This is a genomic window from Novosphingobium umbonatum, from assembly GCF_004005905.1.
Classification (GTDB): Bacteria; Pseudomonadota; Alphaproteobacteria; order Sphingomonadales; family Sphingomonadaceae; genus Novosphingobium; species Novosphingobium umbonatum.
Genome location: NZ_SACO01000005.1, coordinates 152,632 through 172,998 on the forward strand (window position 1 = coordinate 152,632; position 20,367 = coordinate 172,998).

A 20,367-nucleotide genomic window follows, 5' to 3' on the forward strand; every position below is an offset into this window, starting at 1 on the left:
ACGCGGCGGGGCAAAACTGCAACTGCGGATATGAGGCCGCAATCTGGCTGCAAAGCTTAGGCGGCAGCCTTGGGCTTGCGACCGCGCTTGGCGCCGGGCTTGCGGCCCAGACCGATCGACTTGGCCAGTTCACGACGCTTTTCAGCGTAATTGGGGGCCACCATCGGATAGTCGGCGGGCAGGTTCCAGCGCGCGCGATATTGTTCGGGCGTCAGATTGTAATGCGTCATCAGGTGACGCTTGAGCATCTTCAGCTTCTTGCCATCTTCGAGGCAGACGATGTGATCAGGCTTGATCGAAGCGCGGATCGACACGGCCGGTTCCGGCGCGACTTCAACGGGAGCGGCAACCTGACCCAGACCGGCCAGAGCACCATAGACGTTGGAAATGAGTGCTGCGATGTCTTCAACAGCAACGCTGTTGTTGCTGACATGTGCGGCCACAATGTCCGACGTCAGCGTGACAAGCGTCTCGTTCGAATCGTTCAAACTGTTATCCATGGGAGTAAGCCTTTGATTGTTATTGACCCGATTATGCTTTTTTCTTGTGCTTGCGCTCTCGCCCACCTTCGGTAGCGCATGATCTCTATTGATCCTGTTTTACTGTTAATTCAAGTCCGCAAAGCAAAAATTTTTGAAGATCATCCATGTGAATATTCATTCACACGAATATGGAGTGATTATCCTGCGTCCAGTTTGCGTTCAAACGTGATGGCGTCGATCCGGCTGCCGTCAATTGCGCGATAATACTTGGGTCTAACCCCTATCTGGCGGAAACTATGCTTGCGATACAGAAATTCAGCAGGATTATTGCGCCGCATTTCGAGCAAAATTGTGCAAATCCCGCGATCTTCGGCCTTGGAAGTCGTTTTTTGCAGCAAAATGTCGCCTAAACCACGCCTGCGCCAATCTGGAGCAATGGCGAAAAGCAAAAGCTCGGCCTCGTCCAATACCTGTCGTAACAGGGCAAATCCGGCGACTGTATCACCCGCTTGCGCTTCTTGTCCGTCGGGCGTGATCAGATGGTAATAGCAATTGCCCAGCAGCAAGGCGTTCTCGACCTGACCGCGATTCCATGCCTCGCCGAAGGCAGGGTCGAAGGCGGCCTCCATAACGGCCATGATGCGATCTATGTCATCCATGGGCGAAAGCTGGGCTCAGGCGGCGCTGGGTAACCGTCCGCCCGGCAGGCGCGCATCGGGCGCGCGGCCATAAAGCGGCGAGAGGTCCTGCGTATAGCAGGCTTGGGGCAGATGCAGCACTTCGTGCGCATCGGGCCATAATGGGGTGGCGCTGCCGAAGCCGCGCTTGGCGACCAAGGCCTCGGCCTCATTGCCCGCGACATGTTCCGGCGCCAGTTCGGCGGCCTGCGCAGGGGGCAGGGATTGCAGGGCGGAACTGGCGGCGCCCATTGCATCAAAGCTTTGCGTGAACCATTCGCCATGCCCGCCCGTGGTGGCGATCAAAACTTCGCCCGCCTGCCGCGCTTGCGCCATGGCGGCGATCAGCGACAGGGTGGGATAGCCCAGCACCGGCACGCCCCATGCCACGCCCAAAGCGCGGGCGGCGGCAAGGCCAATGCGGACGCCGGTAAAGCTGCCCGGCCCAAGACCCGCCACAATGCCATCGGCGCGCCCCTGATCGGGAAGGCCCGCGATCATCGGCACCAAGGCTTCGGCATGACCACGGCCCAGCAGGCGATAGTCGCCAGCGACCAGCGCGCCCTGTTCAAACAGCGCCACCGAACAGGCCTGCGTCGTGGCATCAATCGCCAGCCAACGCCCTTCGTTCAACACCGGCTTCGACGTCTCGCTCACGCGGCGCGGACCTCGGTCACCTCGGGCACGTAATATTTGATCAGGCTTTCAATACCATTCTTCAACGTGGCGCTGGACGAGGGGCAGCCCGAGCAGGCGCCCTGCATCTGCAGAAACACCACGCCATCGCGATAGCCGCGATAGGCCACGTCGCCGCCATCATTGGCGACCGCAGGGCGGATGCGGGTTTCGATCAGGTCCTTGATCTGGTCGATAATATCGGCGTCGGCCGGATCATCGCCCATGTCTTCGTCCTCGGCCGGAACGCTGATTCCCGCAGCGCTGCCCTGCGTGAACAAAGGCGCTTCGGAAATGAAATGATCGAGCAGAATGGCCACCACTTGCGGCTTCAACTGCGCCCAATCCACACCCGGCCCTGCGGTTACCGAAATGAAATCGCGGCCAAAAAATACGCCGGTTACATCGCCAAGGCTGAAAAGCGCACTGGCCAGCGGCGAGCTTTCGGCCTGTTCTTCATCGGTGAATTCGCGCGTGCCCGCCACCATCACCTGCCGACCGGGCAGGAATTTCAACGTGGCAGGATTAGGCGTGGTTTCGGTTTCGATAAACATGGGCTCCGCATGTAATCCCGACAATATCTCCGTCAAGCACATTGTAGGACAATTGCCCTTGGGGCTGCTCCATTTGCGATGGGCTGTTCACTAGCCTTTAAGCCAGAGCATCCTTATAGCTTGTCTTATGACAACAATTGCGCGCCCCCGCTCTTCGATTACCCTTGCACTTGCTTTGGCATTATTGGTGGCGGTTCCTGCCGCGCCACTTTTAGCACAGCCGGAAAAGTCCCATATTGCCAACAGCTTGCCTCCACTGCCCAAGCAGGATGCGCCTTGGTTGTATAAGGGCAGCGATGTTCCCCATGACCGTGAATGGTATTTTGGCACGCTGCCCAATGGCTTGCGCTGGGCGGTGCGGTATAATCAGGTGCCGCCGGGACAGGTTTCCATCCGCGTGCGGATCGACGCGGGCGCGATGCATGAAAAGCCCGAAGAGGCAGGCTTTGCCCATCTGATCGAGCATTTGGTGTTCCGTCAGTCGAAATATCTGGGCGAATCTCAGGCGATTCCCACATGGCAAAGGCTGGGCGCCAGTTTTGGCAGCGATACCAATGCCGAAACCACCGCCACCGCCACGACGTTCAAGATCGACCTGCCCAATGCCAGTGACGCCAGCCTTGATGAAAGCATGAAATTGCTGTCGGGCATGGTGATCGCGCCCACCTTGTCGGAAAGCGATATTCGCACCGAGGCGCCGATTGTGCTGGCCGAAAAGCGCGAGCGGGGCGGCACGTCGGAACGGCTGATGCTGGCCATGCGCAAGCTGATGGCCGAGGGGCAGCCCTTGGCCGACCATGCGACGATTGGCAGCGAGGCGACGATCAATGGCGCGCATGAGGCCAGCGTCCGCGCCTTTCATCAGCGCTGGTATCGGCCCGAAAATGCGGTTGTGGTGATTGCGGGCGATGCTGATCCGCGCCTGATGGCGGCGTTGATCACGCGCTGGTTCGGCGATTGGCGCGGGCAGGGGGCAATTACGGCGGCCCCCGATTTTGGCGCGCCCAAGGCTCCGCCTGCCAATGACCCCTTGGCCCCTGTCGGCAATGCGCAGGTGATGGTCGAGCCCAGCCTGCCGCGCTCGCTGCTCTATGGCGTGTTGCGTCCATGGCATGAAAAGCAGGATACGGTCGCCTATAATCAGGGGCTGATGCTGGATCAGGTGGCGCAGATGATCGTCAACCGCCGGTTGGAATCGCGGGCGCGGTCGGGGGCGACCTATCTGTCGGCGCATGTGGATCAACAGAGCGAGGCGCGTTCGGTGGAGGGGACCTTTGTCACCATCACCCCGCTGGATGGTCGCTGGGATGCGGCGTTGACCGAAGTGCGCGCTATCATCGCCGATATGTTGCAGGCCCCGCCCAGCGAGGAGGAAATCGCCCGCGAACTGGCCGAGATCAACGTGATCTTTGAATCGCAGGTGCAGCAGCGCGCGCTGCAGGCTGGCGGCAAGCTGGCCGACGATCTGGTGCAGGCGGTGGATATTCACGAAACCGTGGCCGCGCCTGCGGTGGTGCATGATATTTTCCGCAAGTCTTTGCCCATGTTCACCCCGCAGGCGGTGCATGACCATGCCAAGGCCTTGTTCGAGGGCAAGGTGCTGCGCGGGCTGTATATCACGCCGCAGGACAAGGAAGCGACCTCCGATGCCCTTCGCAAGGCGCTGGCGGCGAAGGTGGTGCCCGATCCCCGCGCCCGCGCCTCGGCCAAGGCGATCAGCTTTGCCCAATTGCCGCCCATTGGAAAGCCGGTGGAGCCGGTGGAGGTCAAGCCCACCGGCCTGCTCGCCATTGAGGAAGTGGCCTTTGCCAATGGGGTTAAGGCGCAGCTCTGGCCAACCAAGGATGATCCCGGGCGCGTGACGGTGAAGGTCCGCTTTGGCGCAGGCTGGCGCGCGATCGAGGCGGGGCAGAATGCCTATGCCGCCTTGGCCGGCATGGCTTTGGTCAGTTCGGGCGAGGGGCCCTTGGGGCAGGAGGAGTTGGAGAGCATCTCCAATGGCCGCAAGATGGGCTTTGAATTCCGCATCGAGGATGGGGTGTTCCAATTCTCCGCCGATACGCGCGACGAGGATCTGGCCGACCAGCTTTACCTGTTTGCCGCCAAATTCGCCATGCCGCGCTGGGATGCCGCGCCGGTCTTGCGGGCAAAGGCGGCGGCCAGCACCCAGTTTGAAGCGTTCAATTCCAGCCCCGGTGGCGTGCTGGAACGCGACCTGCGCTTCCTGCAACGCGGCAATGATCCGCGCTTTGCCATGGCCACGCCCGATCAAATGGCCAAGGCCACGCCCGAAGGTTTCCGCCAGATGTGGGAGCCGATTTTGGCGCAGGGGCCAATCGAGGTGCAGATCTATGGCGATTTCAACCGCGCCAAGGGGATTGATGCGCTAAAGGCCACCTTTGGCGCGCTTGCCCCGCGTGCGCCGATTGCGCCGCAGGTGCTGTCCCGCTCTATCGCCAATGCCGCGCCCACGCTGCAGCCGGTGTCGCGCTATCATCGCGGAGACGCCAATCAGGCCGCCGCTGTTATCAGCTGGCCCACCTCGGGCGGTCTGGCAGGGGTGAGCGAGAGCCGCCAATTGGATGTGCTGTCGCAAATCTTTGCCAATCGCATGCTCGAGGCTCTGCGCGAAAAGGCAGGGGCCGCCTATGCGCCGCAAGTGGCGGCAGACTGGCCGATTGATGTGCCCGATGGCGGTACGATTACCGCCATGGCCCAGATGCAGCCGGACATGGTGCCGCAATTCTTTGCCACCGCCGATGCCATTGCCGCTGATCTGGCCGCAAAGCCGGTGGGCGCGGATGAGTTGGCACTGGTGATCGAGCCTTTGCGCCAACAGATTGCGCGGGCCTCCACCGCCACCGGTTTCTTCATGGGGCTGGTCGAAGGCGGCACGCAGGATAGCGCCCGCTATAAATTGCCGCGCGGTTTGCTGGAGGATTATACCAAGGTCACGCCGGAGCAATTGCAGGCTTTGGCCCGCCATTGGTTGCAGGCCGATCGCGCCTTCCGCCTGCAGGTTCTGCCCGAGGCAAAGGGCAAAACGGCCAAGGCGGACTGATAAAAAGCCTATGTAACCGCTTTTCGATCACAGTAATTGCAAACGCGCCCTTTGATTCCTGTCCATCAGTCGCTATCTGCACGGCTCCTATAGATGGAGCCGTGCGAAACGCGGCATAATGGGAAGGCAATTAAAGTGGCAAGCAACTGGACCCCCGAAAGCTGGAAGAACTGCGAAGCGCGGCATCTTCCTGTCTATCAAGACGCCGAGGAACTCGGCCGGGTGGAGCAGACGCTGGGCAAGTTTCCCCCGCTGGTGTTTGCCGGTGAAGCCCGCGCGCTGAAGGCCGATCTGGCCAAGGTGGCCGCTGGCGAGGGCTTCCTGCTGCAGGGCGGCGATTGCGCGGAAAGCTTTGCCGAATTCCATCCCAATGCCATCCGCGACACGTTCCGCGTGTTGCTGCAAATGGCCGTTGTGCTGACTTTTGCCAGCAAGCAGCCGGTGGTGAAGGTGGGCCGCATTGCAGGCCAGTTCGCCAAGCCGCGCAGCGCGCCCACCGAAAAGCAGGGCGATCTGGAACTGCCCAGCTATTTCGGCGACATTATCAACGGCAGCGATTTCACGCCGGAATCGCGCCGCAATGATCCCCAGCGCATGTTGCAGGCCTATGGCCAGTCGGCCTCGACGCTCAACCTGCTGCGCGCCTTTGCCAGCGGTGGCTATGCCAATCTGCGTCAGGTCCACAAATGGACGCTGGAGCATCTGGACCACAACCCCTGGGGCGAGCGTTTCAGCGGATTGGCCGACAAGATCGGCGAGGCGCTGGACTTCATGGCCGCTTGCGGCGTGGACCCGCAGAGCGTGCCGCAATTGCAGGGCACCAATTTCTACACCAGCCATGAAGCGCTGCTGCTGCCTTATGAGCAGGCGCTGACCCGTCAGGATTCGCTGACCGGCGACTGGTATGATTGCTCGGCCCATATGCTGTGGATTGGCGACCGCACCCGCTTTGACAATTCGGCCCATGTCGAATTCCTGCGCGGGGTGGGCAATCCGATTGGTGTAAAATGCGGGCCTTCGCTGGACCCTGAACTGCTGATCCGCCTGCTGGACCAGTTGAACCCTGCGCGGGAAGCTGGCCGCATCACGCTGATCGCCCGTTTCGGCCATGACAAGGTGGAAGCCCATCTGCCCAAGCTGATCCGCGCCGTGCAGGCCGAAGGTCATCCGGTGGTGTGGTCGTCCGACCCGATGCATGGCAATGTGATCAAGGCCGACAGCGGCTACAAGACGCGCCCCTTCGAGCGTATCTTGAAGGAAGTGCGCGACTTCTTTGCCGTGCATCGCGCCGAGGGCACCCATGCGGGCGGCATCCATATCGAGATGACCGGCAAGAATGTGACCGAATGCACCGGCGGCTTGATCGACATTACCGATGCCGCGCTGGCCGACCGTTACCACACCCATTGCGACCCGCGTCTCAATGGTGCGCAGTCGATCGAGCTGGCATTCCTGCTGGCCGAGGAGCTGAACGCCGAGGCGCAGGAGCGTAGCAAGGGCTGATGGAGCAGCAAGCGACCAAGGCGCCCCGCCTGCCGCTGATGGTGGCGGGGCTGGCGGTTTTGCTGGTCATTCTGCATCTGGGCACGGTGGCGGCGCAGCGCGAAAGCCTGCAGGCATCGATGGCGGCTTCTGACGCCAACACGATGGTGCAGAGCATGAGCGCGCGCGAAACGGTGCTCATCGCCCATGCCAATCAGGGCGGGCTGGATGCCGATGTGCGCAGCGATTCCCTGGCGCAAGTGCAGCGCCTGCGTCAGGGTTCGGTCGGCGGGCAGGGGATGCGCAGCGCGGGCATTGACGAGCTGGAAGCCCGTGTGAAGCAATTGCGCGCGCAGGCCGAGGCGGCGGCGGATCGCTCGGGCTGGCTGGGGCTGGGCGAAACCGGCGTGGTTTTGGCGCTTCTGTTGCTGGCCTTTGCGCAAATGCTGGGCGGGCGGGTGCTGGTCTGGCTGGGCGGTGCTTTGGCGCTAAGTGGCGTATTGGCGGCGGTGGTGGGCGTGCTACTGACCGCCTGAATTTTGGCATAAAGGGGTTGGGCGCATGTCTTTGCATCAATGGCTGTTGTTTGCGGTGGCGGTGTTTTTCGTTTCGGCAACGCCCGGCCCCAATATGTTGCATATCATGAGCCGCAGCGTCGAACTGGGCCTGCGCCGCAGCTTCCCCGCCATGGCCGGTTGCATGAGCGCGCTGGTGGTGATGATGGGGGCCAGCGCGCTTGGCCTGACCGCGATCCTGATGGCTTTGCCCGGCGCGTTTGATGTGCTGCGCTATGTCGGCACGGCCTATCTGGTGTATTTGGGCATCAAGGCATGGCGCGCGCCGGTGGAGGAAAGCAGCGCCGAGGCCGAGGTGATTAACCCCAAGCTCTCGCCCTTTGCCATCTATCGCGGGGGCTTTGCCATTGCCTTGTCCAACCCCAAGGCCTTGCTGTTTGTGGCGGCATTCCTGCCGCAATTCATCGATCCCAACCTGCCCAAATTGCCGCAATTTGCCATCATGGTCGCCACTTTCGCGGTGATCGAAACCACATGGTATTTCACCTATGCGCTGGGCGGGCGTGGTTTGGCCAGCTGGCTGGAGCAGCCTTCGGCCAAGCGCCTGTTTAACCGCATCACCGGCGGGGTCTTCGTGGGATTTGGCGCGCTGTTGCTGAAGTCGCGTTAATCCAGCGGCTCCACATCCACCGATACGCCAAGGCTTTGCCCGCCGCCGCCAAGGAATACGCCATCCACCGGCGCCACATCGGCATAATCGCGGCCCATGCCGATCACAATATGGTCGGCCTGCGCCAACATATCATTGGTGGGGTCAAATCCTACCCAGCCCAGATTTTCGCCGCACCATAGCGCCACCCATGCATGCATGGCATCCGCGCCTACCAACCTTGGCTGCCCCTCGGGCGGACGGGTGCGCAAATAGCCACTGATATAGGCGGCGGGCAGGCCATGGGCGCGGGCGGCCACAATCATCACTTGCGCGAAATCCTGACATACGCCGCGCTTGGCGGCGAAGGCCTGCGCTGGCGTGGTGGTCACATTGGTGGCGCTGCCATCATAGGTGAACTGGGCAAAGATCGCGCTCATCAGCGTCTTGCCGGCCTCCACCACGCTGGCGCAATCCTCCAGCAAAGGCGCGGCCCATTGCGCAATATCGGCATCGGGCGCGGCCATGGGCGAGGCATAGAGATAGCTGGCCGGACCCAGCGCCGACAGATCGGGCAGGGCCAGCGCCGCGGCGCGCACCGCATCAAGGCTGGGGGCTTCGGCCAGATCAAGGCCGAGCGAGGGGGCATCCTCCACCTCGATCACCATCCGGCTCTCGATGGTCAAATGCGACAAGCCCTCGCGCAGGGTAATCCGGTGCCGCTCCACCAGCCAAGGCCCGTTGCCGGTTTCGATCTCGGCCGGTGTGGGGGTTACGCTCAGCAGGAATTGCTCCAGCCTTTGCCCCGGCCATGGCACAGGCCGCAGGCGCAGGTTCAGGCGGGCAAGGCGCACTTGGCCCGCATAGGTCAGGCTGGTTTGATGGCGGATGCGATAGCGCATGAGGCTTCCTATCCCAGCACGCTGGAGCGTTCGGGCGCGGTGCGTTCAAATTGCAGGAAGTAGCGGGCCGAGAGCGAATCCGACAAAGACAGCAACCGCGCCTCCATCCGGTTCAGCAAGTCGCCATCCACCTCCTGCACCGTCATGCTGGCCAAAGGCGCGGCCAGAGCGCGGGCCTCGCGCAGGGGCGCTTCGGGCAGGGCATCCTCGCCCAAGGCGGGCAAAGCGGCCACCGCGCGTTCGATCGCTAAAGTCTGATAGGCAAGGCTGCGCGGATTATCCGGGTCGAGCAGCAGCAGATCATAGACCGGATCGCGCAAAGGCGCCGCCAGATAGCGCGAGCGATAGGTGATCTGGCTGTCAAACAGGTCGAGCAACAGGCTCAGCCGGTCCGCTTCCTCGCCCACATCGCCCAATTGGCGGATGATGCGGCAGATGGAAAGCGCCCGTTCGATGCGCCGCCCCAGATCGAGGAAGCACCATGCTGGCCCGCGCATCATATCCTCGGCGCCAAGGCCGGACATGGCCGAGAAACGCTCGATCAATTCGCGCACCACGCGCAGCAAGGCGCCGGGGCGGTGGGAATCGAGCGGGGGCAGGGGGCGGCTGGCAATGCGCCAGAAATCGGGCGCGAAACGGTCACGCAGCGACAGGCCCACCCGCCGCAATGTGTCGAGCAGGGCCGCCACACCGCCAGGCATATCCTTCTCGCCCAGCGCCGCACGGCAGGCTTGCGCCGCGGGCAGGGCAGCTTGGGCAGGCGTGATCGCGCCCCATTCCATCAACAGCGTTACCAAGCGGTCGCGCACGGGTTGGGAACTGACCGCGCCGCCATCCACTTCGATCCCGCTGCCCAGAATGGCGCGCAACATGCGCACGGTCAGCTCTGCCCTTTCGCCATAGCGGCCAAACCAGAACAGATTATCCGCCGCCTGCGCCGCCAGAATGCCGCCCCCGCGCCGGATGGCGGGCGGGGCGGATAGGGTGGTCGCGCCAAAGCGGCTTTCGCGCGCGTCATCCACCACGCAGACATCGGCGGATACATCGCCTTCGCCCATCAAGGTGCTGGCCATCTCGCCTGAAGAGGACAGGCGGGCAAAGCCACCGGGCATCACCACCCATTGCCCATCCGCCCCGCGCGCCACAAAAGCGCGCAGGGTAAAGGCGCGCGGTTCAAACGCATCGCCCACCAGCACTGGCGTGGTCGATAGCTGGATGATCTCTTGCCCGACATAATCCATCGGGCGCCGCGCCATCGCGATGAACAGGTTTTCGCGTTCCTTGGTCGACAGGCGTGCGCCGGGGGTGGGGCTTCGGCTGGCCAGACCATCGACCTTTTCCCCAAAGGCGGGTGCGATCATCAGCCGTTCCAGCCTGTCGCGCACCAGATCTCGCTCGGCATCCTGCCCGCACCACCATGTGGCCACATTGGGCAGCAAAGGCTCTTCATCCAGCAATTCGCGGAACAGGCGCGGGATGAAGGCGGCAAAGGCGGGGGCCTCCACCACTTCCACCCCCGGCGCATTGGCCAGCGCCAGATTGCCGCCCGACCAACTGTCAAACAGATCGGGCACGCCAATGGTGGAGCGGGCATCAAAGGCCAGCGGATCGAGCGAATTGGTGTCGATCCAGCGCCATAGCGCGTCCACCCTTTTGGGACCGGCAATGGTGCGCACATAGAGCCGGTCGTCAATCACCGCCAGATCGCGGCCTTCCACCAGCGGAAAGCCCAGATAGCGCGCCAGATGGGCCTGTTCGGGATAGGACTGGTTGAACCGCCCCGGCGTCATCAGCGCGATGCGCGGGGCCTCGCGCTGGCACCCTGCGGCAAGGCCCCCGCGCAATTGGCCGAAGAATTGCGCCAGACGGCGGGCGTGAATATCGGACAGCAAAGCGCCCGTTCCGCGCGAGAGCGCAAGCCGGTTTTCTAACGCATAGCCCACGCCATTGGCCAGACGCAGCCGGTCGCTCAGCACGCGCCATTGCCCATGCGGCCCGCGTGCCAAGTCCACGGCATAGACGTGGAGGTAAGGCTCTTTCCGTTCCCGCCCGACCATGGCGCGGGTGAAATAGCGGCTGCCAGCCACGACAGCTGCGGGCAGATCGCCCTCGCGCACCAGCTTTTGCGGGCCGTAAATGTCCGCCACCAAGGCTTCGAGCAGTTCCGCCCGCTGGATCAGCCCCGCTTCCACCTTGGCCCATTCGGCAGCCCCGATCAGCAGCGGCATGGGGGTCAGCGGCCATGGGCGCTCCTCCACATCGCCGGTCATGCGGAAACTCATGCCCAGTTCGGTGATCTGGCGTGACACCAGTTCCTGAGCGGACAAGCCCGATTCCTGCGCCAGACCCAGCAGGCCACCCGCCATAGCCACCCATTTTTCCGCCACATCGGGGCTGGCATGACGGAACAGGTCGCCCGCTTCCACGTCGACAGGATAATCCTTCAGCCGGTTTTCCGGCTGGGGCTTGGCGGGCGTTTTGGCAGACATAATGTCAGCCAAAGTTAGTCCAGCCAGGCCGGTCGGCGCAAGTCCAGCGTGGCGGGGAATTCACCGGCATATTCGCGCGGGGGCATCGGTTGATAGCCGGGCGTATGGCCAATATCGGCAAAGCGCGCCTTGCGGCGGGCCTCGGCCTCATAGGCGTTGATGGGCACGGTATCGTAATTGCGCCCGCCCGGATGGGCCACATCATACACCGCCCCGCCCAGCGAGCGGTGGTTCCATGTGTCGTAAATGTCAAAGGTCAGCGGCGCATGGGGCGGCAGCATGGGATGCAGGCAATTGGCGGGCCACCACGCCTTGTACCGCACGCCGCCCACCCCTTCGCCCGAAACGCCCGTGGGCAGCATGGGTACGCGGCGGCCATTGCAGGTGATGATATGGCGCCCTTCGACAAGGCCGGTGGCGCGGACTTGCAACCTTTCGGTGGAGCTATCGACATAGCGCACCGTGCCGCCAATCGCTCCCGTCTCGCCCAGCACGTTCCAAGGTTCCAGCGCGTGGGAGATCTCCAGCTGAACCCCGCCGCCCTCGGTTGTGCCATGGATGGGGAAGCGGAACTGGCGCTGCGCTTCAAACCACACAGGGTCAAAATCATAGCCCGCGCCGCGCAGATCGCCCAGCACATCCATGAAGTCGGCCCAGACATGATGACCCAGCATAAACCGGTCATGCAATTGCGTGCCCCAGCGCACCAGAGGCCCATCCTGCGGCTGACGCCAGAACCACGCGGCCAGCGCGCGGATCAGCAACTGCTGCACCAGACTCATGCGCGCTTCTGGCGGCATTTCAAAGCCACGGAATTCCACCAGACCAAGGCGGCCGGTGGGGCCATCGGGGCTGAACAATTTATCGATGCAGATTTCGGTGCGATGGGTGTTGCCCGTCACATCCACCAGCAGGTTGCGGAACAGGCGATCCACCACCCATGCCAGAGGCTGCGGCTGATCCGGCCCGGGAACCTGCGCCAGCGCGATTTCCAGCTCATACAGTCCGTCATGGCGCGCTTCGTCGATACGCGGGCTCTGGCTGGTTGGCCCGATGCACAGGCCGGAGAAGAGATAGGACAGCGAAGGGTGACGCTGCCAATAGATCACAAAGCTTTTGAGCAGATCGGGGCGGCGGATGAAGGGGCTGTCGAGCAGGCTTGGGCCCCCCAGCACAATATGGTTGCCCCCGCCCGTGCCCACGGCGCGGCCATCGACCATGAAGCGGTCGGCGGTCAGCCCTTCCTCGCGCGCGACTTCATAGAGCGTTTCGGTGATCTCCACCGATTCCCGCCAATTTTGTGCAGGCTGGATATTCACCTCGATCACGCCCGGATCGGGGGTGATTTTCAACACCGTCAGGCGCGGGTCGGGCGGCGGGGGATAGCCCTCGATCCGGATCGGCAGGCGCACATCCTCGGCCACCCGCTCGATCGAGGCGACCAGATCGAGGTAATCCTCCAGCTTTTCCACCGGCGGGATGAAGACACAAAGATGGTCGCCCTTGCTCTCGATCGTGACGGCCGTGCGAACGACGCCCTCGATGGCCACTTGCGGTACATAGCCGGGGTTGGACATCCCTTCGGATACGCGCTGAAAAGCACCATGGGTGCGGGTGGCCGCCTCGCGTTCGCCGGCAAGGCCGTAAAAATCGGGCAAGGGCGCGCGTTCCTCGGCGGTGTCCTGCGCGTTGATGAAAGGATAGGCCGAGGCGCTGACATAGGGCAGCGAGCCAAGCGGCAGGCGATAGCCCAGCACGCTGTCGCCCGGCACGGCATAAAGCGCCCCGCGCCGCGACCGCCACCGTTCCGATCGCCAGCGCGGCAAGGGTTGCTGCGCGCTTTGCCACCAACGCTGGATGGGCAGGACATAGCCCACCGGCTTGTTCAGCCCCCGCTGGAAGGTACGCATGAAGCGGGCGCGTTCCTCGGGATCATCCAGCTTTGGATCGTCGGGGGCTACATTGTCGGGCAATTGCGCCTCGCGCACGATCCAGTCCACCGCATCTTCATAGACCGGCTGCACAAAATCGGGGTCAACGCCCAAAGTGATCGCCAGTTCGCGCAGCAGCGCCTCGTCCGCCTTGGGTGCCACCGGAGCGGGGGGCGGCTCATCGGGCAGGCGCTCGCCCGCGATCAGGCTGTCATCGCGCCAGACCGGCACACCATCCTTGCGCCAATAGATCGAATAGCCCCAGCGCGGCAGGCTTTCTCCCGGATACCATTTGCCCTGTCCGTGATGCAGCAGGGAACCGGGCGCGAATTTGTCACGCAAGCGGCGGATCAACCGGTCGGCATAGGCGGCCTTGGTGGGGCCAACCGCATCGCTGTTCCATTCTGGCGCTTCAAAATCGCCATCGGCAATGAAGGTGGGTTCGCCGCCCAAAGTCAGGCGCATATCCTGCGCCACAATATCGGCCTCCACCTTGTCGCCCAGCGCCAGCACCGCTTCCCAGCGGTCATCGGTGAAAGGCTTGGTGATGCGCACCGCTTCATGGATGCGGTGGACGTTCATGGCGAATTCGAAATCGACCTCTGCCGGTTCGGCAAGGCCGGAAATGGGCGCGGCGGAGCGGTAATGCGGGGTGGCGCAGAGTGGAATATGCCCTTCGCCCGCCAACATGCCGCTGGTTGCATCCATCGCGATCCAGCCTGCGCCCGGTACAAAGGCCTCGGCCCATGCGTGCAGGTCGCAAACGTCCTGGGATACGCCCTTGGGCCCTTCCACCGGCACCACATCGGGGGTGAGTTGGATCGAATAGCCCGACACGAAACGCGCGGCAAAGCCAAGGCGGCGCAGCAGATGGACCAGCAGCCATGCCGAATCGCGGCAGGAGCCAGAGCCAATCTCCAGCGTTTCCTCCGGTTCTTGCACCCCCGGTTCCATGCGGATCACATAATTGACCGCCTCATAGACCGCGCGGTTGACGTCGACGAGGAAATCGACCGTGCGGGATTCGGTCTTTTCAAAACGCTTGAACAGTTTCTCGAACAAAGGTCCCTGTGGTTCGACCTCGAAATAAGCGGCCAGATCTTCCTTCAGCGCCTCATCATAGGTGAAGGGGACGGTTTCGGCGTAATCTTCGACAAAGAAGTCAAACGGGTTGATGACCACCATATCGGCCAGCAAATCGACCTCTATGCTGAAATGGTCCACCGGATCGGGAAAGACGATGCGGGCCAGCCAATTGCCATGCGGGTCTTGCTGCCAGTTGAGGAAATGGTTTTCCGGACTGATTTTCAGCGAGTAATTGGGGATTTCGGTGCGGCTATGCGGCGCTGGCCTCAGCCTTATCACTTGCGGCCCCAAACGGACCTTCTTGCTGTAACGATAGCGGGTGAGGTGGTGCAGGCCGGCTGTGATCATAAAGGGGAGTGTGCGCGAAAGCCTGTTGCGCCGCAATATGAAAAGGCTTTGTACGGGCGCGCTTTACGCTAAAAAGCGAGCGTCCCGTCCGGCTAAGCCAAGTCTTGCGCAAATGCCGCGCTTGGTTCAGCAGGGCAGGGAATGTTCAAGAGGTGTTTCCCGCGTGTTTGAAGTCCAACCTGCCGCGCCTGCGGTTTTGACCATCGATCTGGACGCGGTGGTGGCCAATTGGCGGCGGATCGCGCGCGAGGTGGCTCCGGCCAGCGCGGCGGCGGTGGTGAAGGCCGATGCTTACGGGCTGGGCGCGGCGCAGGTGGTGCCGGTGCTGGTGGCGGCGGGTTGTCAGCATTTCTTTGTCGCGCATCAGAGTGAGGCCGAGAAGATCCGCGATTTGGTGCCTGATGATGCCTTGCTGGCGGTGCTCAACGGCCTGCATGCGGGGGGCGAGGCTGCGGCGGCGGCCATGGGCATTACGCCGGTGCTCAACTCTGTGGGACAGGCGCAGCGCTGGCAGGCGCAGGCCGAGCGGTTGGGGCGGGTCTTGCCTGCGCTGTTGCAGGTGGATACCGGCATGGCGCGGCATGGGCTGGCGCCTGATGAAGTGTTGCCTCTGGCGCAGGACGAGGCTTTCCGCCGCGCGGTGCCGCTGGTGGCGGTGATGAGCCATCTGGCCTGTTCGGACGAGCCGGACCATCAGGCCAATGCCGATCAGGCCAAGGCCTTTGCCGCCTTGGCGCAAGGCTTCCCCGATGTGCCGCGCTGTTTTGCCAATTCGGGCGGGGCTTTGCTGGGGGCGGCTTTCCATGGCGATCTGGTGCGGCCCGGCCTTGCGCTTTATGGCGCGGAACCCGCCGATGGCAGGGGCGAGCCCTTTGCCCCCGTGGTGCAATTGCAGGCCCGCGTGGTGCAGACGCGCGAGATTTCCGCCGGAACGCCGGTGGGCTATGGCCATAGCTGGCAGGCGGCCAAGCCCACCCGCCTTGCGACTTTGAGCATTGGCTATGCCGATGGTTTCCCGCGCAGCCTGTCCAACCGTGGCGCGGCATGGGCGCGGGGGCATGTGCTGCCGATTGTGGGCCGCGTGTCGATGGACGTGACGGTAGTGGATATTTCCGCGCTGCACGCAGGCGCCTTGGCGGAAGGCGATCTGGTGGAGATCATCGGCCCGCATCGCTCGATTGAAGCCGTGGCGCAGGAGGCGGGCACGATTGCCTATGAATTGCTGACCCAATTGGGCCATCGTTATCAGCGGGTCTATAAAGGCGGATGTATCTCGGCGGTCGATAGATAGGCATCGACGGTTTGCCATAGCACGGATGCGGCTGGCGGTTTAGCTAGTGGCATCAGGACCGCAACAAGCGGCCAGCTATGGGAGACACAAGTTTGCGCCGCCATCATCAGCCCGGTTTCATGACCGGCCTTTCCCTGCTGATCCCCATCACCTTGTCCACCATGGCGATTGTGCTGCTGGCGCCGATTCTGCCTTCATTGTTGCAGGAATTTTCGGGCGTGGCGGGGCATGAATATTGGGTGCCGATGATCCTGACCGTGCCCGCGCTTTGCGTGGCGGTCTTCTCGCCGGTGGCGGGGATGTTGGGGGATTGGTTCGGGCGGCGCAGGTTGTTGATTGCCGCTTTGGTGGCCTATGGCGTGGTGGGCGTGGCGCCGGTGTTCCTGACCGATCTGGTGGCCATTATTATCAGTCGCGTGGGCGTGGGTGTGGCCGAGGCCTTGATCATGGTGCTGACCACCACGATGATCGGCGATTATTTCAAAGGTGCGGCGCGGGATAAATGGCTGGCGGGGCAGACGGCATTTGCCTCGATGTCGGCGCTGCTGTTTTTCAACCTTGGCGGGCAATTGGGCCGCTTTGGCTGGCGCGCGCCCTTCTGGGTCTATGGCGTGGCGCTGGTGATGCTGGGGCTGGTGCTGGCCTTTACATGGGAACCGGCGGAGGATTGCGCGGCAGATGAAGCCGAGCATGCGCCCCACCATGGTGGCTGGGCCGGTTTCCCTTGGGGCCGCATGGCGGGGATCATTGCCATCACCATCTATGGCTCGGTGCTGTTCTATACGGTACAGATACAGGCGGGGCAGGGTCTGGCCTTGCTGGGCCTGCGCGATCCGGGCGAAATCGGCTTTCTTACCTCGCTGGCCAGCATTGGGGTGCCGCTGGGCACCTTTGCCTACTCGCGGGTGGGGCGGGTGCGCGTGGCGTGGCTGCTGCTGGTGGAATTTGGCCTGTTGACGCTTGGTTTCTTGCTGATGAGTAAGGCGGGGGCGCGGCTGCCATTCCTTGGCGGCTGTTTCATCAACCAGTTTGGCGCGGGCATGTTGCTGCCCACATTGCTGGTCTGGGCGATGGACGGACTGCCTTTTGACATCCGCAGCCGTGCGGCGGGCATGTGGACGGGGGCCTTCTCGCTGGGCCAGTTCCTGTGCCCTGTGGTGGTGACTTTTTCGGGCACCTATCTGGGCGGCTTGTCGGGGGCCTTTGGCCTGCTGTCGGCGGCGGCCGGTCTGGGCGCTTTGGGGGCTTTGCTGGGGCTGATGAAGCGTGGCGGCGGGCCTGTGGCCGGTGCCGGAACGGTGGCGCTGCATGGGTGATCGGTTGGCTGGAAAAATCGCCGTAGTGACCGGCGCGGCCCATGGCATTGGCGCGGGATGCGCGGCGGAATTCCGGCGACAGGGCGCGCGGGTGATCGGCGTCGACCTGAAAGGCGCGGATTGCGACTGCGATCTGACGGACGAGGCGGCGGTCGAACATTTGTTCGCCATGCTGGGGGCGGAATTCGGGCGGATCGATATTCTGGTCAATGCGGCGGCCTTTGCCACTTTCGCATGGATCGAGGATATGACCTATGCCCAGTGGAAGCGCACTTTGACCGGCGAGCTGGATATTGTCTTCCTGCCCACGCGCGCGGCTTGGGGATGGCTGAAAGCCAGCGGGCGGGCGGCGATTGTCAATTTTGCCAGCGCCAATGCCGCCCATGCGCTGGAAGGATCGCCCGCCTTGGCCCATTGCGCGGGCAAGGGCGGGGTTTTGGCCATGACGCGGCAATTGGCGATGGAGGGCGCGCCCCATGGCATACGCGCCAACACGATCGCGCCCGGCTTTATCCAGACAGAGGCAACCCGCGCCCATCTGGCCGCCGATCCCGCATTCAAGGACAAGGTGCTGGCCAAGAATATGCTGAAAATGCTGGGCGAGCCATCGGATATTGCCCATGCCGCAACGTGGCTGGCCAGCGACGAGGCCCGCTATGTCACCGGCGCCAACATCGCGGTGGATGCTGGCGCTACGGCTTGGTGATTTAAGAGCCGTCGGTAATCAGCGTGCCGCCGTCGACCACCAGATTATGGCCGGTGACAAAGCCGCCCGCCGCGCTGGCCAGAAACACCGCCGCGCCCGCCACTTCCTGCGGCGTGCCTGGGCGCCGCAAAGGTGTCATCGTCATGCGCCGCGCCATGAAGGCCTCGTTGGCCAGCAAGGGCGCGGAGAGTTCGGTGGCGATGAAGCCGGGGGAGATGGCATTGGCGCGCACGCCCTTTGGCCCCCATTCCACCGCCAGATTGCGCGCCAATTGCGCCACGCCCGCCTTGGCCAGCGCATAGGCGTTGATGGCGCCATTACCGCGCAGGCCAGACAGGCTGGCGATGAAAATGCCGCAGCCCTGCCTTTGCGCCAGATGCGGCGCGGCCAGATTGGCCAGCACCACTTGGGAACGCAGGTTGATCGCCATGACCTGCGCGTAATCGCCCATGTCGATGCTGGCAAAGGGCCCCGCCTTGCCGGTAATGCCCGCATTGCAGACCAGAATATCCAGCCCGCCCAGCGCCTCCACCGTGCCCGACACCAAAGCGGCCAGAGCATCATCATCGCGCACATCGCAGGCGATGCCCGTTTGGCCCAGTTCGGCAGCGGCTGCGGCAGTGTCGGCCTCATTCTCGCTGGAGATGACCACCTGCGCGCCCGCCGCGATCATCGCCTCGGCCATGGCGCGCCCGATGCCGCGCGTCGATCCGGTGATCAGCGCGCGGCGGCCCTGCAAAGAGAACATCATTTATGTTCAGGCCGGTCTTCGACCAGAGGCTGGCCATTATGCAGATAGGCCGGTGCCTCGATCAGGATGAAGGCGATGCGGCAAACCTTGTCGGTGGTATTGCGCCACAGATGGATTGTCCCGCGCTGCACGATGATCCCGCCCTGACGCACGGTGCGCTTGGCCCCATCGTCCAGTTCCAGCTCGATCTCGCCTTCCAGCACGATGCCGTAATCGATGCTGTTGGTGCGATGCATCGGGCTTTCCTTGCCCGGCAGCATATCAACAATGCGGATGACCGATCCGCCTTCCAGCGTCACGCCCGCTTCGCGTTCGCGGCCATCGGTTTCGTCATTATTGTCGGCGGGCACGGTGGCGGTGGTCCATACCAGCAACATGGCCGCATCGCCCGAAGGGATCAGCCTGGTGGGCGTTTCATCTTCGGATTTGAAAATGGCGCGGCCATTGGCGTCATGGCCGGTCACCACGCGCTGGACGGGGGGGAGGCCGGAATCGGTCATCTCGCTCATGCTTTTACTACCTTTTGTTCCAAAACGCCAAAGGGGGCGCTGCCATCGGGCAGGCGGGCTTCCATCCGCACGCTGTCGCCATAGCTCATGAATTCGGTGCGCGGGGCGCCATAATCGACCATCTCGATCCCGCGCCTTTCGGCAATGCAGGAGGAGCCGACCTCGCGGTAGGTTTCGTTGGAGACGGTGCCCGAACCGATCACCGTGCCTGCCACCAGATGGCGGGTGCGCGCGGCATGGGCGACCAGCTCGTGGAAGCCATAGGCCATTGGTTCGCCATAGGCGTTCCCGAATGGCGCGCCATTCCATTGCACGTTTAGATGCAGGGCGGGGCGGAAATTGCGCCAATATTCGCCCAATTCATCGGGCGTGATGGCAAAGGGGGCCATGCCGCAGGGGGGCTTGGCCTGAATCCAGCCAAAACCGGTTTTCATTTCCGGTCCGGCCAGCTTGCGCAGAGACCAGTCGTTGATCTGCACCACCAGCGCGATATAGGCGCCTGCTTCGCTGGCGGGCGTGCCCATCGGTACGGCCTTGGTGATGATGCCGAACTCGCCTTCAAAATCGATGCCCAGCGCTTCATCGGCCATGGGCACATCGGCGCGGGGGGCGTGGAATGTGTCGGAAACGCCCTGATACATTTGCGGGAAAGGCGGCTTTTCGGGGGCAACGCCCAGCACCTTGTCCATCAAGGCACCATGGCTGGGGTAGACCGAGCCATCGAGCCATTGCCATGCGCGGGGCAGGGGAGCCAGCAGGCGGTTTGCATCCAGCGCATGCGGGAAGGCGTTAATGGCGGCCAATCGGGGCGCGATGGCGTCCCAATCCTCCAGAGCGGCCTGCAAATTGGCGACGGGGGCGGGCGCATAGGAACCGCCATCGGGCGAGACCACGATCAGGCAGCCATCCTTGCTGCCATCATCCAGAGTGGCCAGACGCATTG

General features: G+C 63.1%; 17 protein-coding genes. 7 read left to right on the top strand and 10 right to left on the bottom strand.

The features are described 5' to 3' along the window. Positions 1-56: 56 nt before the first annotated feature. The 4 genes from EOE18_RS08850 to EOE18_RS08865 form a co-directional block, all read right to left on the bottom strand. Positions 57-500 (bottom strand): Ros/MucR family transcriptional regulator, encoded by a 444-nt coding sequence (locus EOE18_RS08850; protein WP_127708491.1) that lies wholly within the window; start codon positions 498-500, stop codon positions 57-59. Between the two features lie 179 nt (positions 501-679). Continuing rightward, positions 680-1,120, bottom strand: coding sequence for a GNAT family N-acetyltransferase (locus EOE18_RS08855; RefSeq protein WP_127708494.1), 441 nt, complete (start codon positions 1,118-1,120; stop codon positions 680-682). Between the two features lie 36 nt (positions 1,121-1,156). Beyond that, a complete protein-coding gene (gene tsaB / locus EOE18_RS08860; protein ID WP_246027342.1) occupies positions 1,157-1,816 on the bottom strand; it encodes a tRNA (adenosine(37)-N6)-threonylcarbamoyltransferase complex dimerization subunit type 1 TsaB in 660 nt (219 codons plus the stop codon). After that, positions 1,813-2,388 carry a NifU family protein gene (locus EOE18_RS08865; protein ID WP_127708497.1) on the bottom strand — a complete coding sequence of 192 codons (576 nt, stop codon included), beginning with the start codon at positions 2,386-2,388 and terminating at the stop codon, positions 1,813-1,815. Before EOE18_RS08865 ends, tsaB begins: the two co-directional genes overlap by 4 nt. A gap of 247 nt (positions 2,389-2,635) precedes the next feature. Between EOE18_RS08865 and EOE18_RS08870 the strand changes: the two genes are divergently transcribed. From EOE18_RS08870 to EOE18_RS08885, 4 genes are all read left to right on the top strand, one after another. Continuing rightward, entirely contained in the window at positions 2,636-5,449 is a 2,814-nt protein-coding gene (locus EOE18_RS08870; RefSeq protein ID WP_246027343.1) for a M16 family metallopeptidase, read from the top strand. Between the two features lie 135 nt (positions 5,450-5,584). Next, positions 5,585-6,952: a class II 3-deoxy-7-phosphoheptulonate synthase gene (locus EOE18_RS08875; protein ID WP_127708502.1), complete on the top strand. Its 1,368-nt coding sequence runs from the start codon at positions 5,585-5,587 to the stop codon at positions 6,950-6,952. Next, entirely contained in the window at positions 6,952-7,467 is a 516-nt protein-coding gene (locus tag EOE18_RS08880; protein ID WP_127708506.1) for a DUF4337 family protein, read from the top strand. The genes EOE18_RS08875 and EOE18_RS08880 overlap by 1 nt, the downstream gene beginning before the upstream one ends. A 25-nt stretch (positions 7,468-7,492) precedes the next feature. Beyond that, positions 7,493-8,116 (top strand): LysE family translocator, encoded by a 624-nt coding sequence (locus EOE18_RS08885; protein WP_127708509.1) that lies wholly within the window; start codon positions 7,493-7,495, stop codon positions 8,114-8,116. On the opposite strand, the gene EOE18_RS08890 is transcribed toward EOE18_RS08885, so the two are convergent. Genes EOE18_RS08890 through EOE18_RS08900 form a run of 3 tightly spaced genes read right to left on the bottom strand, consistent with a single transcriptional unit; the run spans position 8,113 to position 14,851 of the window. Beyond that, positions 8,113-8,997, bottom strand: coding sequence for a transglutaminase family protein (locus EOE18_RS08890; RefSeq protein ID WP_127708511.1), 885 nt, complete (start codon positions 8,995-8,997; stop codon positions 8,113-8,115). The two genes, EOE18_RS08885 and EOE18_RS08890, sit on opposite strands and share 4 nt — an antisense overlap. Positions 8,998-9,005: 8 nt before the next feature. After that, positions 9,006-11,486, bottom strand: coding sequence for a circularly permuted type 2 ATP-grasp protein (locus EOE18_RS08895; RefSeq protein ID WP_127708514.1), 2,481 nt, complete (start codon positions 11,484-11,486; stop codon positions 9,006-9,008). 14 nt (positions 11,487-11,500) lie between these two features. Next, complete coding sequence (locus tag EOE18_RS08900) at positions 11,501-14,851, bottom strand: transglutaminase family protein (RefSeq protein ID WP_127708517.1); 3,351 nt, start codon at positions 14,849-14,851, stop codon at positions 11,501-11,503. Between the two features lie 163 nt (positions 14,852-15,014). On the opposite strand from EOE18_RS08900, the gene alr reads away from it, so the two are divergent. From alr to EOE18_RS08915, 3 genes are all read left to right on the top strand, one after another. Further along, positions 15,015-16,142 carry an alanine racemase gene (alr, locus tag EOE18_RS08905; RefSeq protein WP_246027344.1) on the top strand — a complete coding sequence of 376 codons (1,128 nt, stop codon included), beginning with the start codon at positions 15,015-15,017 and terminating at the stop codon, positions 16,140-16,142. 77 nt (positions 16,143-16,219) lie between these two features. Next, complete coding sequence (locus tag EOE18_RS08910) at positions 16,220-17,458, top strand: MFS transporter (protein ID WP_246027345.1); 1,239 nt, start codon at positions 16,220-16,222, stop codon at positions 17,456-17,458. Continuing rightward, the gene (locus EOE18_RS08915; protein WP_127708523.1) at positions 17,451-18,164 is read left to right on the top strand and encodes an SDR family NAD(P)-dependent oxidoreductase; all 714 of its coding nucleotides are present in this window, start codon (positions 17,451-17,453) and stop codon (positions 18,162-18,164) included. Before EOE18_RS08910 ends, EOE18_RS08915 begins: the two co-directional genes overlap by 8 nt. A gap of 1 nt (position 18,165) precedes the next feature. Here the strand turns inward: EOE18_RS08915 and EOE18_RS08920 are convergent, their stop codons facing one another. The 3 genes from EOE18_RS08920 to EOE18_RS08930 are packed head-to-tail and all read right to left on the bottom strand — an operon-like array spanning position 18,166 to position 20,365. Continuing rightward, complete coding sequence (locus EOE18_RS08920; protein WP_127708526.1) at positions 18,166-18,915, bottom strand: SDR family NAD(P)-dependent oxidoreductase; 750 nt, start codon at positions 18,913-18,915, stop codon at positions 18,166-18,168. Further along, positions 18,912-19,424 carry a cupin domain-containing protein gene (locus EOE18_RS08925; RefSeq protein ID WP_127708529.1) on the bottom strand — a complete coding sequence of 171 codons (513 nt, stop codon included), beginning with the start codon at positions 19,422-19,424 and terminating at the stop codon, positions 18,912-18,914. The genes EOE18_RS08920 and EOE18_RS08925 overlap by 4 nt, the downstream gene beginning before the upstream one ends. Further along, on the bottom strand, positions 19,421-20,365 hold the full coding sequence (locus EOE18_RS08930; RefSeq protein WP_127708532.1) for a fumarylacetoacetate hydrolase family protein: 945 nt from the start codon (positions 20,363-20,365) through the stop codon (positions 19,421-19,423). The genes EOE18_RS08925 and EOE18_RS08930 overlap by 4 nt, the downstream gene beginning before the upstream one ends. Positions 20,366-20,367: the final 2 nt, after the last annotated feature.

Bases quoted from the DNA above. Each gene is read 5' to 3' on its own strand.
- EOE18_RS08890 (WP_127708511.1), bottom strand. From the start codon at position 8,997: ATGCGCTATCGCATCCGCCATCAAACCAGCCTGACCTATGCGGGCCAA.
- EOE18_RS08895 (WP_127708514.1), bottom strand. From the start codon at position 11,486: ATGTCTGCCAAAACGCCCGCCAAGCCCCAGCCGGAAAACCGGCTGAAG.
- EOE18_RS08865 (WP_127708497.1), bottom strand. From the start codon at position 2,388: ATGTTTATCGAAACCGAAACCACGCCTAATCCTGCCACGTTGAAATTC.
- EOE18_RS08880 (WP_127708506.1), top strand. From the start codon at position 6,952: ATGGAGCAGCAAGCGACCAAGGCGCCCCGCCTGCCGCTGATGGTGGCG.
- EOE18_RS08850 (WP_127708491.1), bottom strand. From the start codon at position 500: ATGGATAACAGTTTGAACGATTCGAACGAGACGCTTGTCACGCTGACG.
- EOE18_RS08930 (WP_127708532.1), bottom strand. From the start codon at position 20,365: ATGCGTCTGGCCACTCTGGATGATGGCAGCAAGGATGGCTGCCTGATC.
- EOE18_RS08925 (WP_127708529.1), bottom strand. From the start codon at position 19,424: ATGAGCGAGATGACCGATTCCGGCCTCCCCCCCGTCCAGCGCGTGGTG.
- EOE18_RS08910 (WP_246027345.1), top strand. From the start codon at position 16,220: ATGGGAGACACAAGTTTGCGCCGCCATCATCAGCCCGGTTTCATGACC.
- EOE18_RS08855 (WP_127708494.1), bottom strand. From the start codon at position 1,120: ATGGCCGTTATGGAGGCCGCCTTCGACCCTGCCTTCGGCGAGGCATGG.
- EOE18_RS08900 (WP_127708517.1), bottom strand. From the start codon at position 14,851: ATGATCACAGCCGGCCTGCACCACCTCACCCGCTATCGTTACAGCAAG.
- EOE18_RS08915 (WP_127708523.1), top strand. From the start codon at position 17,451: ATGGGTGATCGGTTGGCTGGAAAAATCGCCGTAGTGACCGGCGCGGCC.
- EOE18_RS08920 (WP_127708526.1), bottom strand. From the start codon at position 18,915: ATGATGTTCTCTTTGCAGGGCCGCCGCGCGCTGATCACCGGATCGACG.
- EOE18_RS08885 (WP_127708509.1), top strand. From the start codon at position 7,493: ATGTCTTTGCATCAATGGCTGTTGTTTGCGGTGGCGGTGTTTTTCGTT.